At 68.4% G+C, this 14,054-nt stretch carries 11 protein-coding genes; 2 read left to right on the top strand and 9 right to left on the bottom strand.

From position 1 onward, the window contains the following. Nucleotides 1-4: 4 nt before the first annotated feature. Nucleotides 5-925, bottom strand: a complete 921-nt coding sequence (locus AC1DCJ_RS06365) for a M14 family metallopeptidase (RefSeq protein WP_478070423.1) — start codon at nucleotides 923-925, stop codon at nucleotides 5-7. Between the two features lie 157 nt (nucleotides 926-1,082). Between AC1DCJ_RS06365 and AC1DCJ_RS06360 the strand changes: the two genes are divergently transcribed. Further along, nucleotides 1,083-1,511 carry a GNAT family N-acetyltransferase gene (locus tag AC1DCJ_RS06360; RefSeq protein ID WP_314402526.1) on the top strand — a complete coding sequence of 143 codons (429 nt, stop codon included), beginning with the start codon at nucleotides 1,083-1,085 and terminating at the stop codon, nucleotides 1,509-1,511. Nucleotides 1,512-1,939: 428 nt separating this feature from the next. On the opposite strand, the gene fusA is transcribed toward AC1DCJ_RS06360, so the two are convergent. Beyond that, complete coding sequence (gene fusA / locus AC1DCJ_RS06355) at nucleotides 1,940-3,982, bottom strand: elongation factor G (protein WP_478070422.1); 2,043 nt, start codon at nucleotides 3,980-3,982, stop codon at nucleotides 1,940-1,942. 433 nt (nucleotides 3,983-4,415) lie between these two features. Next, nucleotides 4,416-5,168, bottom strand: a complete 753-nt coding sequence (locus AC1DCJ_RS06350; protein WP_478070421.1) for a hypothetical protein — start codon at nucleotides 5,166-5,168, stop codon at nucleotides 4,416-4,418. A 259-nt stretch (nucleotides 5,169-5,427) separates the two neighbouring features. On the opposite strand from AC1DCJ_RS06350, the gene AC1DCJ_RS06345 reads away from it, so the two are divergent. Then, nucleotides 5,428-7,629 (top strand): TonB-dependent siderophore receptor, encoded by a 2,202-nt coding sequence (locus AC1DCJ_RS06345; protein ID WP_478070420.1) that lies wholly within the window; start codon nucleotides 5,428-5,430, stop codon nucleotides 7,627-7,629. Nucleotides 7,630-7,988: 359 nt separating this feature from the next. On the opposite strand, the gene AC1DCJ_RS06340 is transcribed toward AC1DCJ_RS06345, so the two are convergent. The 6 genes from AC1DCJ_RS06340 to AC1DCJ_RS06315 form a co-directional block, all read right to left on the bottom strand. After that, a complete protein-coding gene (locus AC1DCJ_RS06340) occupies nucleotides 7,989-8,759 on the bottom strand; it encodes a heme ABC transporter ATP-binding protein (RefSeq protein ID WP_478070419.1) in 771 nt (256 codons plus the stop codon). Further along, entirely contained in the window at nucleotides 8,756-9,799 is a 1,044-nt protein-coding gene (locus tag AC1DCJ_RS06335) for a FecCD family ABC transporter permease (protein WP_478070418.1), read from the bottom strand. The genes AC1DCJ_RS06340 and AC1DCJ_RS06335 overlap by 4 nt, the downstream gene beginning before the upstream one ends. Next, on the bottom strand, nucleotides 9,796-10,842 hold the full coding sequence (locus AC1DCJ_RS06330; protein ID WP_478070417.1) for a heme/hemin ABC transporter substrate-binding protein: 1,047 nt from the start codon (nucleotides 10,840-10,842) through the stop codon (nucleotides 9,796-9,798). Before AC1DCJ_RS06330 ends, AC1DCJ_RS06335 begins: the two co-directional genes overlap by 4 nt. Nucleotides 10,843-10,888: 46 nt before the next feature. After that, nucleotides 10,889-12,265, bottom strand: a complete 1,377-nt coding sequence (locus tag AC1DCJ_RS06325; RefSeq protein ID WP_478070416.1) for a YncE family protein — start codon at nucleotides 12,263-12,265, stop codon at nucleotides 10,889-10,891. A 126-nt stretch (nucleotides 12,266-12,391) separates the two neighbouring features. Further along, complete coding sequence (locus AC1DCJ_RS06320; RefSeq protein ID WP_478070415.1) at nucleotides 12,392-13,399, bottom strand: alpha/beta hydrolase; 1,008 nt, start codon at nucleotides 13,397-13,399, stop codon at nucleotides 12,392-12,394. 187 nt (nucleotides 13,400-13,586) lie between these two features. Continuing rightward, nucleotides 13,587-13,784, bottom strand: a complete 198-nt coding sequence (locus AC1DCJ_RS06315; RefSeq protein ID WP_137189468.1) for a hypothetical protein — start codon at nucleotides 13,782-13,784, stop codon at nucleotides 13,587-13,589. Nucleotides 13,785-14,054 lie beyond the last annotated feature (270 nt).

Raw genomic sequence — 14,054 nt, 5'->3', positions numbered from 1 at the left:
GTGATCAGCGCTGGGCCAGCGCGAAGTCCAGGCCGGCGCACACGGCCGCCACCTGTGCATCGTTGCATTCCTGCGGATTGGTGCGCGGGCTGTCCGGATACACCTCGGTGGTGGTGGCATAGCGTGCGTTGGTGAAGCCGGCGCAGGCACCGATCGAGCGGGATTCGCCCCACACCACCCCGTTGGACTGCAACGGCATGCCGATCAGCTCGCCCTTGGCATCGGCCGGTGCGATATGCGTGACCTTCTCCACCGCGGCCACCAGCGCCTGCTGGAACGCCGGCTGCGGGTCTTCGCTGTTGCCGATCACGTAGAAGCCATCGGGAATGATGTCCGGCACCAGCTCCTTGCCGTCACGCGCGCAGCGGGCCGGATCGAACTCTTCCAGGTCGCTGTTGGTGGTTTCGTGCAGGTCCAGATGCACCAGCAGGCCATCTACAAGGGCGCCCACCCAGCGCATCAGCGCGGCCGCCTCTTCGATCTGGCCGCCGTCACGGAAGCTGCGGTTGGGATCGATCGCATCGGGATTCCAGCGCTGGATCCGCTCATAGCCCCACGGGCTGACGCACGGGGCCACGATCAGGTTGATGCGCCCGGCATAGTCTTCGGCATGCTGGTCCAGGAACTGCAGCGCGCCGTGCACGCCACTGGTTTCATAGCCGTGCACGCCACCGGTCACCAGCGCGCTCGGCAGCGCCGGGTCCCACGCCTGGTTCACCACCGCAAACAGCGGGTAGTGGTCCGGGGCATAGTCGAGCTGGCCATACTGGACCACCTCGAACCGCTCGCCCAGGCGCTCCAGCGCGGCCACCACGTCTTCGTGGTAGCTGCGCTGGCGCTGCTGGCGGGCCCGCCATTGCGCGCGCTCGGCGTCGCCCCAGGGCTGTCCGGGGGTGCCGATCGGGTAAAAGTGCGCAAGGGTCATCGGAGGCTCCAGAAGTCGGGAAACAGGCCCCCGCGAAAACGCGTGGCCCAGCCCGGTAGTGTAAATGCAGAACGCCTGGGTGGTCCCAGCGGCGTCCGCGCAGGCCAGAATGGGCAAGGTGCCCTTTGCACCGTGTAATCAGCAAGGACGGTAACGCGTGATCGACATCTGCCCCGCCGCACCCCACCACATCGAGGCCCTGGTAGCCCTCGACAGCGTGGCCCAACACGCGCCCGAGCGTGCCGCCCAGATCCAGGCATGGGTGCAGGCCGGCACCTGCCACGTGCTCCTCGTCGATGGGCGCGCAGCGGCCTACGGCGTCCTGCACCACCAGTTCTTCAACTGCGGATTCATCGAGATGCTGATGGTCGGGCCCGGGTATCGGCGCCAGGGCCTGGCCCGCCAGCTGGTCGAGCACCTCCGCGCGCAGTGCGCGCGCCCCAAACTCTTCACCTCGACCAACCGCTCCAACACCGCAATGCACGCGCTGCTGCTGCAGGCCGGATTCCAGCGCAGCGGGTACATCGACAACCTGGATGAAGGAGATCCCGAATGGGTGTTCTTCTGCCGGGTGAGCGGCGGCTGATGTTGGCCCCAAGTGCCACGGCAACGTTGTGGTAATGCGTCTGGCTTTCACCGTGGCCACCGCCCACCCCGACCTTGCTGCAGGATAGGCAACGACGCCGCGCTTTTTGACGGTGGTCGGTGGGTCGGGCGCTGGGTCCCCATGCCCTTGGAGGCGAAATAAAGGGGGAGGTGGCGGCCGCAGGCCGACGCCGGAGGACATTCGCCGGAAAGGGCATGGGGGCCCAGCGCCCGACCCACCGACGGCCGCGTTTGGAAAGCGTCAAGGCACGCTTCTGCTTGCCCCGTATATCGGCGAAGAACCAAAAAAAGGGGGCCGGTTGCCCGGCCCCCGCATGCACCGACCAACGGTCGGTGCCTACCGACGCGTGTCGGTGCCCACCGGCGTGTGTCGGTGCCCACCGGCGTGTGTCGGCGCCTACCAGCGTGTCATGCGGCCTGCACTTCCTCGTAGCCGTTGAAGCGCATGTCACTGGACGCACGCCCCTGGGTGAGCGAGCGCAACGCCGTGGTGTAACCGGCCAGCCGCGCCAGCGGCGCATAGCCCAACACCTCCACCTGCGCACCGTGGTCCTCGATCGACGCCACCCGCCCTTGCCGACGGTTGAGGTCGCCCACCACATCGCCCACGTTGCCCGAGGGCGCATGGATCGCCACCTCCATCACCGGCTCCAGCAGGCGCGTGCCTGTCGTGGCCAGCGCCGCCTTCACCGCCTCGCTGCCGGCGCGATGGAACGCCATCTCCGACGAGTCCTTGGCATGGGTCTGGCCGTCGGTCAGGGTCACCTCGATCCCGACCACCGGATGCCCGCGCGGGCCTTCTTCCAGCGCCGCACGCACGCCCTTCTCTACCGCCGCCACAAACGCCTTCGGGATCACCCCGCCCACGGTGCGGTCGACAAAGCGCACCGCATCGTCACCGGTGGGCGCCACCTCGATCAGCACCCGGGCGAACTGGCCCTGGCCGCCGGTCTGCTTGGCCACCTTGCCTTCCACGCCCTGCACCGCGCGCGCCGGTGTTTCCTGATACGCCACGCGTGGCTCACCCACCCGCACCGGCACATTCCACTCGCTGCGCAGACGTTCGACCATCACCTCCAGGTGCAGCTCGCCCATGCCCCAGATCAGGGTCTCCCCGGTCACCGCATCGGTCGCGACGCGGAACGAGGGATCTTCCTGGGCCAGGCTAGACAGCGCCTGGCTCATCCGGATCAGGTCGGACGCCTTGTCGGCGTTCAACCGCCAGGCCAGCACCGCGTGCTGGGCATGGATGGTGTCCAGCAGCAGCGGCACGGACGGCGCACTGAGCGTTTCACCGCTCACCGCATCCTTCCAGCCGATCACCGCCACGATCTCACCGGCCACCGCCTCGGTGATGTCGTGGGTGTGATCGGCCTGCACCCGTACCAGCCGGCTGATGCGCCGGCCCTGTGCGTGCTGCGAACTGGCCACCTGGTCACCCACCTTCAACGTGCCCGAGTACAGCCGCACGAAGCTCAACGCGGCATGGCTCTGGTGGGTGATCTTGAACAGCAGGCCCGCCAGAGGTCCCTTCGGGTCCGGCGGCAGCAGCACCTCGTCGTCGCCACGGGTGGCAACGACCGCAGGGCGGTCCAATGGCGAGGGCAGGAAATCCACGATCGCATCCAGCAACGTGTCGATACCCTTGCTCTTGAACGCAGCACCGGCCAGCACCGGCACGCCCGCACCGGCCAGGGTGGCCCGCCGCAGCGCAGCGCGCAGCTGTGCGTCGTCCACCGCGGTACCGGCCAGCCACGCATCGGCCAGCACCTCGTCATGGTCGGCCACGGCTTCGATCAGGCGCAGGCGATGCGGCTGCCACTGCGCCTGCTGGTCCGCGTTCCAGTCCTGGCGGGTCGGGTTGCCGGCGTCGTCCCACTCCACGATCTGGCGGTCGACGAAATCGACCCAGCCGTGGAACTGGCTTTCTTCGCCCAACGGCCAGCCGAGCGCCCAGGGCCGCGCCTGCAGCTTGTCCTGCAACTGGCCCAGCACGCGCTCGAACGAGGCGCCCACTCGGTCCATCTTGTTGACATAGGCGATCAGCGGCACGCCGTGCCGGCGCGCCTGGTGCCAGACCGTTTCGGACTGCGGCTGCACACCATCGACCGCGGAGAACACCGCCACCGCGCCATCCAGCACGCGCAGCGAACGCTCCACTTCGATCGCAAAATCGATGTGCCCGGGGGTGTCGATCAGGGTCAGGCGATGGTCGTCGCCACCGCGGGGCGCCCAGTGCGCCTGCACGGCCGCTGCACCGATGGTGATGCCACGTTCGCGCTCGATCGCCGAGAAATCGGTGGTGGCCGCGCCGTCATGCACTTCGCCGACGCGACGGATCTCGCCGGTTTTCCACAGCAGGCGTTCGGTGAGCGTGGTCTTGCCGGCGTCGATGTGGGCAATGATGCCCAGGTTGCGCCAGTGGGAAAGAAGGTGGGTAGGGGTGTTCATGGTCAATGCTCGTGTCGCCAACATCGGGGAGCCGCACGCCGCCGTTGGCTAACGGGCGTGCGGCCAGGTTTGGGGCTCGGCGATCTGGTGCATGGCACGTTCTCCTTTGCGAAGTTGTGTAGCGGGGAAGGAAGTGAAGCGCGGAAACGAAAAGAGCGCCCGGTGGGGCGCTCTGTCTGGGGCGTTCAGGGGGATCGGGTATCGATCAGCCGCCGGATGAGCCGCAGGGCAGACGCGCCCGTTCCACGCTTGCGCGGGTCTGGGTAAAAAACGTCAGGAGCGGTTGCGAACGCATCGGGGTGGCCCGGAAGGAATGGCGCCATTGTAGACCTGTGCAGGCGGGCGGCAAGGGCTTTTACGCCACACCAGCAGAACACTGCCATCCATCCAGCGATGGATCGGCCAACAACAGAACAATGGCGCGTAGGACGACTCAGTCCCTGCAGCCCGCCGCCGCCCGGGCCTCGCCCACGGTTGCGGCGTGCCCTTCGCCCGAGGACACCCACCCGGTGAGGGAGAACGCCGGGTCGATGCGGGCCGGCTTCGGCTGCGTACCGATCAGCACCTCCATCCAGCTGCCCACGGCCGGCAGCTCGGCCATCCGTGCGTCACGGTCGGCATCGGTGCTGAAACTGGCATCAGGTCCGGAACGCGGCGTGGATTCTTCCGTGGCGGTCTTGCGCGCACGTACCCGCAACGCACCGTCGGGCATGCGCTGGGTGGTCACCTCGGCGCGCTCCACGCCATAGGCCCATTTGGATTCGGCGCTGCGCGTGGTTTCGCTGCCGTCGTCGGCCACCTGCACGTTCTCGCCCGTCCATTGCATCACCTGCACCACCCCGCCCACGCTGCCCATCATCGCCGCGTACACCAGCATCTGCCGCTGTTCCAGCGGCAGCGTGGCCACCTCCGGTTTGTCGGCGGGCACCTTGATGTAGCCCACCTTGCGGCACAGCATCATCACCCCACCGTCGGCCCAGGTGGTGAGCTGGTCACCGTCGGCGAAATGCTGCGTCTGCATGCGCGAGATCTCCGCGCCCTTGCCGGGCAGGTGCTGCACGTCGATGCTGGCCGCGTCCGAGGCGGCTTTGTTCAGCGACACAGTGCTCAACGAGGCGGCCGTGGCGGCGCCAGAGAGCGCAAGGAGCGCAGCGGCGAGTGCGATGCGTGGGGGGGTGTGGGTCATGCGATCAGTCCTTTGCGGAAACGCGTCGATGGAGCTCGACGTCGAACAGGGTCGCGCATGATACGTGGGCGGGTCGGCCCCGTGGCCCGCTGCGACCAGATGTCGCAATGGCAGATATGCGAATGGGTTGCAATTGCATCAGCTCGCCAACCGGTTAAAATGGCGTGCAGATTCCCCGTTGCCTGGAGCGGAATCGACGTCCGCAGCATTGCGCATCGCCACCGGCCAGGCAGTCGCCCCCTCCGTCCCGAGCCGCGCCATGCACTCTTCTTCCCCCCTCCCCTACAGGCTGCGCCGCACCCTGTTGTCCCTGGCCTGCACGCTGGCCGCCACCACACTGGCCTACGACGCAACCGCGCAGCAGGCCACCGCGCTGGATGCGGTCCAGGTCAACGCGTACCGCACCGCCAACAGCACCAGCGGCGCCACCAAGACCAGCACCAGCATTGCCGAAACGCCGCAGTCGGTGTCGGTGATCGAGCGCGCCGAGCTGGATGCGCGCGGCGTGCAGTCGCTCAATGATGCGATGCGCTATGTGGCCGGCGTCAGCCTGGAAAGCAGCGGCATCGACAACCGCGTGGACGACTTCCGCATCCGCGGCTTCGATGCCGGCAGCTGGGCCAACAATGTCACCCTGGACGGCATGCGTGCACCGCAGGGCAGCCAGTGGAACCGCAGCATGTTCGACAGCTGGAACCTGGACCGCGTGGAAGTGCTCAAGGGGCCGTCGGCGGTGATGTACGGCCAGGTGGCGCCGGGCGGCATGGTCAATCAGGTCAGCAAGACGCCTACGCCGGACCAGCCGCAGCAACTGCGTCTGGGCGTGGACGCCAACGGCCAGTACAACGCCGCCTTCGACGTGGGCACCGGCACCACCGGCAACGGCCATCTGTTCCGTCTGGTCGGGCTGTACCGCGATGGCGACACCCAGATCCAGCACACCGAACAGAAGCACTGGTTCCTGGCGCCCAGCTACACCTGGCAGATCGCCGACCGCACCCGTCTGACCCTGCTCGGCATGTACCAGAAGGACGACGGCGGCTCCACCTACCAGTTCCTGCCCGCCGCCGGCACGCTCAACCCCACCGCCTACGGCTATATGAAGAACAGCACCTTCATCGGCGAGCCCGGCTGGAACACCTTCGACCGCACCGTGTGGACCGCTGGCTGGCTGTTCGAGCACCAGTTCAACGACCACCTCACGCTGACCCAGAGCGCGCGCCGCACCCACGTGGATTCGCTGTACCGCGGCGTGGTGACCTTCGGCGCGCTCAATGCCGATGGCCGCACCCAGAACCGTCGCGGCGTGATGGGTACCGGCGACTCGGATGGCGACACCTTCGACACCCGCCTGCAGGCCCGCTTCACCACCGGCGCGGTCGACCACACGGTGCTGCTGGGCTGGGACTGGCAGCGTGCCGACTGGGACGGCGTGCGCAGCGCGATGAGCAGCCCGCGCCCGATCGACATCTTCAACCCGGTGTATTCCAACTACGTGCCCACGGTGAGCACCGAAACGCCCACCGCCGGCGTCAACCGGCAGAGCGGTGTGTACCTGCAGGACCAGCTGGCGCTGGGCAACTGGCGCCTGACCCTGGGCGGCCGCTACGACTGGACCAAGGACGACAGCAGCAGCGCCAACCGCAACATCGGCACCGGCATTTCCACGCCCGGCGGGCGCAACGTGATCAAGAGCGAGGCCTTCACCGGCCGCGCCGGCGTGCTGTATGTGTTCGAGAACGGCCTGACCCCGTATGTGAGTTACGCCGAGTCGTTCCAGCCCTCGACCAAGTCGCCGCTGGACAGCTTCACCCGGGCCACCTTCGAGCCGGTCACCGGTTCGCAGTGGGAGGCCGGCCTGAAGTACCAGCCGGCCAGCGTGGATGGGCTGGTGACGCTGGCGGTGTATGACCTGCGCCAGCAGAACATGATCGTCGACGATCCGATCGCCAGCCACCGCACCTGCGGCGCCACCGGCACCGCCGTCTGCTCGATCCAGGGTGACGAAGGCCGGGTACGCGGCATCGAACTGGAAGGCCGGATCACCCCGTTCGAGGGCTTCAGCCTGATCGGCGCGGCGTCGCGCATGGACTCGGAGATGACCCGCTCGGCACCGTACAAAGGCAAGGAGCTGGCGATGGTGCCCGACTACAGCGCCTCGTTCTGGGCCGACTACACCTTCCACGGCGGCGCACTGCAGGGCCTGAGCCTGGCGGCCGGGGCGCGCTACAACGGGGTGAGCTACGGTGACAGCGCCAATCTGTACCGCATTCCCTCATACACGCTGTTCGATGCGGCGATCCGCTACGACGTGGGCCAGATCGGCAGCACCACGGTGCGGCTGGCGCTCAATGCCAGCAACCTGGCCGACAAGCGCTTCGTGTCCACCTGCACCGGCGTGTCGTCGTGCTATTACGGCAGCGGCCGCACGGTGACGGCGACTGCGACGTTGGGGTGGTAACGGGGCCCGGTAACGGGGCCCGGTAACGCACGGTAGAGCCGACCGTTGGTCGGCTGCAGGCATCGCGCCCCCGGTAGAGCCGACCGTTGGTCGGCTGCTCGTGATCCGGAATTGCGTGGAGCCGGCCAGCGGCCGGCACTACCGGTGCGTGGGTTTTCGTGCCGACCAACGGTCGGCACCTACCCGTCGTTGGCCTTTCGTGCCGACCAACGGTCGGCACCTACCGATCAGACGCACGGTCGGCACCCACCGATCAGGTGAACGTCGGCATCCACAATCAGGTGAATATTGGCATCCACCGCGATCAGGCAAACCTCGGCACCCACCGATCGGAAGGCGCCGCCATACATCGCCGCGCGTCAGTCCGCGTCCGCTACCACCACCAGCGGCACGCCGCGCTGCGGGTGCTGCAGGACGATCACCGGTTGCTGGTACACGCGGCCCAGGTGGGCTTCGGTGAGCACTTCCGCAGGCGTGCCATCGGCCGCCACCCTGCCCTGTTCCAGCAGCACGATGCGGTCGGCGTAGCCCGCCGCAAGATTCAGGTCGTGCAGCACCACGATCACGCAGGCACCGGCATCGGCCAGCGCGCGCACGCTGCGCAGGGTGCGCTCCTGGTGGCGCAGATCCAGTGCCGCGGTTGGCTCATCCAGCAGCAGCAAGGTGGTCTGCTGGGCCAGTACCCGGGCAAACGTGGTGCGGGCCGATTCGCCACCGGACAGCTGCTGCACCTCGCGCAGGCGCAGCGCCTGCAGCTCGGCGGCGTCGATGGCCGCTTCCACCTGCGCATCGTCCGCCACCGGATCCGGCGGATGCGGCAACCGCCCCATCGCCACCACTTCCTCCACGCTGAAGGCGAACCGCACGCCGTGTTCCTGCGGCATCACCGCGCGCTCGCGCGCCAGCGGCCCGGCCTTGTAGTCGGCCAGCGGCCTGCCCTGCAGCAGCACCTCGCCCGCATCGGCCTGCAGGTCGCCTGCGGCCACCGCCAGCAGGGTCGACTTGCCCGCACCGTTCGGGCCGACCAGCGCCGTCACCGTGCCGGGCACGAAATCCAGCGCGATCCCATGCAGGATCTCGCGCAGCTGGCGGCGCACGATCACCCCGCGCAGGCGCAACAGCGCGCTCATGGGGTGTCCTTGCGACGCTGCTGCAGCACCAGCCACAGGAAGAACGGCGCGCCCAGCGCGGCAGAGAACAGGCCCAGCGGAATCTCCGCCGGCGGGTCCAGCGTGCGTGCGGCCGTATCGGCCACCACGATCAACAGCGCGCCCAGCACGCCCGACACCGGCAGCAACCAGCGATGGCCCGGGCCGACCAGCATGCGCGCCACGTGCGGCACCACCAGACCCACGAACGCCACCGAACCGGCAAACGCCACGGCGGCCCCCACCAGCAGCGCGCTGAAAGCCACCAATCGCCGTCGCGTACGGGCCACGTCCAGGCCCAGGTGCTGGGCCTGGCGCTCGCCCAGCGCCAGCATGTCCAGTGGCGTGGACAGACGCTGCAGCGCGAACACACCGATGGCGAACAACGGCAGCACCGCCACCACGTCGCTCCAGCTGGCCCGCGCCAGCGACCCCATCTGCCAGAACACCAGCGATTGCAACTCGCTTTCGCTGGCGATGTAGGTCAGGAAACCGATCAGCGCCGAGCAGAACGCCGCCATCGCGATGCCCACCAGCAACAGTGTCGCGTTGCCGCTGCCCTTGCCCGGCCGCGCCAGCAGGTAGGTCAGACTGATCGCCACGGCACCGCCGACGAACGCGGCCACCGGCACGATCCAGCCGGCCGCACCGGCCGCGCCCAGCACGATGGCCGCCACCGCACCCAGCGCCGCCCCCTGGCTGACGCCCACGATGCCCGGGTCGGCCAGCGGATTGCCGAACAATCCCTGCAGGCTCGCACCGGCCATCGCCAGCGCAGCGCCGACCATCGCCCCCAGCAGCGCGCGCGGGATGCGCAGCTGCCAGACCACGGCCAGGTCACGGCTGCTCACCGCCTGCGGGTCCACCAGCCCCAGCTTCACCCCGAGCGCCTGCAGCACCTCCAGCGGTGGCAGCCGCAACGGCCCCACCGCGAACGAGGCCAGCACCGCCAGCAGCAGCACCACCGCCGCCAGCAACAACATGCCGCGCCCGCGTCGGCGGCGCCGATCGGCCGGACTCATGCCTTGGGCAGCGCCGCCAGCGCCTTGGCCAACGTCAGTGCGCCCACGCCCGAACCGACGCTGGCGTACTTGAGCTGTACGTCGGGCATCACCCAGACCCGGTTGGCCTGCCCGGCCGGGGTCTGTTTCAGGGTCGGGTAGGCCTTCCACAGGCCGTCGGCGCCGCCGAACAGGGCCAGGTCGTGCTCGGTCACCAGGATCACCTCCGGTGCCGCCGCCACCACGCCCTCATTGCTCAGCGCCGAGTAGTTGGCCACGCCCGCTTCGGTGCCGATGTTGAGCCCACCGGCCAGCGCAATCAGCTTGGCCGACGCACTGTCGGTACCGGCCACGGTAGGCGCGCCGCCGGCACCGGTGGCCGACACGTGGATCACGCGCGGTTTGCGCCCACTGGCGGTGCCGATCGCCGCCGCTTCGTCCAGCTGCTGCTGCACCTGGGTGGCCAGCGTCTGACCGGCATCGGCCAGGCCCAGCGCCGCGGCGATCTTGCGCACCTTGTCCGGTGCCGGCTGCAGGTCGTCCACCACCACCGCCGGCTCGCCCACCGCGCGCAGCTTCTGTGCCAGCTCGGTATGGCGGCGCAGGCTGTTGCCCAGGAACAGCGAGCCCTGCAGGCTGAGCACGCCTTCCACGCCCGTGGTGCGGTTGAACAGGAACTGGTGCGGCGCGGCGCGGCCGGACGCAGTCGTGGTGTTCTTCGGCGCGGCAAACACCTGCTTGCCCAGGCCCAGCGCATCGATCACCGCAATCACGTCGTCGCCGCCGACGATGATCCGGCTGGTGTCATCCACCTCGACCTCGGCACCGTCATCGGACCGCACCTTGGCCGGCAGCACGGCAGCCTGGCCGACCAGGCTCGGCAGCGCGCCGCCATCGAGGCGCGTCCAGTCGGCAGGCAATGCGCCGTCAGCGGGCGTGTCGCTGGCCGACGCGGCATTTGCCGCGGGCGCATCGGCGGCGGGCGGGGTAGCCGGGCCACTGCAGGCGGCCAGCGCCACCGCCATGGCAAGCGGCAACAGCCGCAGGGAAGTACTGGATTTCATCATGACTCCTTCGACAGGGCGGCCGATGACCGCCCTGCTCGTTGACTCAACGCTGGCGCAGCGCGATGCGGGTGATGCGGTCGCCCTTGGCATCGTCGGTGCCGCGCGACTTGTTCACCGCGAACACGTTGCCCTTGCCGTCGGCACGCACGTGGTTGGGGAAGGTGCCGCCGTCAAGGTTGCCGACCACCTTGCCACTGCGGTCCACCACGGTCACGGTGCCGGCACCGCGGTTGGTCACGTAGGCCAGCCCCGCCATCGGATCGAAGGCAACGTTCAGCGCGCCGGCACCCACCGCGACGTCGTGCAGCACCTTGCCGCTGGCGACATCCACGATCAGCAGGTTGTCGGTGCCCTGCGAGGCCACGTACAGCCGGTTCTGCTGCGCGTCATAAGCCACGCCGGAGGCGCTGATCGAATTGCCCAGGTCGATCACCTTGTCGACCTTGCCGCTGGCCACGTCGATCACCGCCGCTTCGGGCGTGCCGATGCTGACGGTGAACAGCTTGCCGCTGGCTTCGTCCAGCACCAGGCTCATCGGAACGAACTTCTCATCGTCCACGCCCGACGCCAGGGTGATCGGCTCCAGCGCCTTGAAGGTCTTGGCATCGAACACCGACAGATGGTCTTCACCGGTCGCCGACGCGAACACCTTACCGTGCCTGGCATCCACCACCACGTCGCGTGCATGCGGCACCGTGCCGACCGGGAACTGGTGCACCAGCGACAGATCGGACTGGCGGTAGACCGCAACGCTGTCCTGGCGGGTGTTGGTCACCCACACGGTGCCGCTGGCGTCGTCCACGCCCACGCCGTACACGGCAAACACGCTGCCGCCCTTCGCGTCGGGCACCTGTGCCGGAGTGATCGCCTTGACCACCTTGAGCGTCTTCGGGTCCACCTTCAGCAGCTGCGACTGGGTCACCGGCGGGCGGCCCACGGCCGAGGTCACGAAGACCGCGTTGCTGGCCGCGCTGTAGGCCGACTGGTACAGGCCCTGCACCAGCTTGTTGGACTGGGTGGTGAACTGGTCCTGCCCGGACAGCGGCAGCTGCGGCGACACGCGCAGCTTGAGCACGGCCGCGGCGGCCGGCTGGCTGGCGCGCACCACCACCGGGTGGGTGCCCGGCACCGCATCGGCGGGAATCTGCAGCTGGGTCTTGAAGTTGCCTTCGGCATCCACGGTCAGCGGCTGCGCGTTGAGCACGGTGTCGCCCCGCAGCAGGCTGACCTGCTGGCCCGGCACGAAGCCGCGGCCGATCACGTCGGCCGTGCTGCCCGGCACGACGTTCTCACCACGCGAGACAACTTCGCCCTTGAACACGCTGGCGGGCTGGTCGAACACGGGCTGCGCGTTGCCGACGACGGCCAGCAGCAGGCCGGCGGCCAGGGTGGTGAGACGGAGGGAAGAACGGAATGACATGACAGGCTCCTTGCACGGGGTACCGCGCAGCGCGCGGGGGTTCATTGGTTGCCTGGGCCGGTGCAGAGGCGCACGGAAAGCCTGGGTAGCGGGGGTGCACGGCCAGGCCGTGCAGAGAATGGGGGTTCAGGGCTGCGTGGGCGCTTCCCGGCTGCGGTCGCCCACGCCATACAGCGCGCTCAAGGCGGCCTGCAACGACGCCGACAGCATCGGGCCGTGGCCCAGACCATCGAATTCGCGGTAATGCACCTCCAGCCCCGGCACCTTGGACAGGCGTTGGGACAACTGCATGGCCGCATCCGGCGTAGCGCCGCCGATCCGGCGCAGGTGCGCCACCACGCGCGGGTTGCTCATGTCGCGCTTGCCGCGATCACCGACGCGCTCGGCGCCGCCGAGCATCACCCACACCGTGGCGGGCTGGCCATGCTGGTTCTCCAGGAACTGCCGCTCCATGTCGCCCAGTGGCGCACCTTGGCTCCACCACAGCGAGGGGCTGGCGGCCAGGTAGTACTGGAATGCCGCCGGCCGGGTGTAGAGCGTGCTCAGCACGAACAGGCCGCCCAGCGAGTGGCCCCACAGCGCCTGCTGCTGGCGGTCGATGGTGGCGCGCTTCTCCACTTCCGGCTTGATCCGCCGTTCGATCAGGTCCTGGAATGCAAACGCACCGCCGCCCACCACGGTCGGCTGCCCACCTTCATCGTCGGCGCGGTCGATCCAGGCGGTGTAGTCGGTGGTGCGCGCGGGCGAGTCGATGCGCAGGTCGTTGTCGTAGCCGATGAACACCAGCACCGGCGCGGCCTTGCGCGCAGCCAGCTCGGCCAGCAGCGGCTGGTCCATCACCATCGCCGCGGCGTTGCCGTCGAGCATGTACAGCACCGGCGCCGGCGCGTTTCCGCCGCGCAACGGAATGCCCACGTTGACCTGCCAGCGGCGCTGTCCGTCCGGACTGTCCAGGCTGAAGCGCTCGAAGCGATAGCTCTCGGCCTTCTGCTCGAAAATCGTGTTGCTCACCCGCTGCTGCGGATTGCGCTGCTGTGCCGATGCGCTGGGCACGGTACAGGCCAGGCCCACCATCAGACCGGCCAGGGGCAGCAAGGCATATACGCGGCGGCGGGCCGCAAAGGACAACGTCATGGGCACTGGTGGACGGCAGCACGGAGCCACGCCGCCCTCTTCACATGGAGACAGCGCAGTGTATCCTAAATGCGAATGCTTATCACATAGATCCCTGTAACGGCGTGTATCCGCCCGCCGCCTCCTGCAAAAGCAGAGGCCCGACCAATCGGCCGGGCCCCTGCACAGTGTTCAACCGGCAGCCGACTTATTCTTCTTCGTCCTGCCCGCCCTGCTGACCGGCGCGTTCGCGCTTCTGGTCCTGATCCTGGTCCTGCTGTTGCTGCTGGCCCTGGCGCTGCGGATCGCGCTGCTGCTGTTGCTGGCCCTGCTGACCCGGCTGGTTTTTGTCCTGCTGGTTCTGTTGATTCTGCTGGTTCTGCTGCGGGTTCTGGTTGGTACCCATCTGTGCATCTCCGGTGTTCGGCAACGAAATGATGCCGGTGACTGCACCGTAGGCGGGCACGGGTTAGCGGCGCGTGCGAAGTTGGCCGTCGCGCGTAGACGCCGCCCGCATGTCACTAAACAATTCATGACACCGCCTGTGACTGACATCGCAATGAAACAGGCAGCAGGGAACTACGCATGCGTTTTCGGTGTCGCGGCTGCGCCGCGTGGCATATGCAGACCTGCATTCGTCATAAGCAACGCACGCTGCCACGCCCCGTCGCGCCCG

The organism is Stenotrophomonas sp. 10N36, from assembly GCF_056395005.1.
The sequence above is the reverse complement of the archived record's forward strand: the minus strand, read 5'-3'. Positions and strand labels throughout refer to the sequence as shown.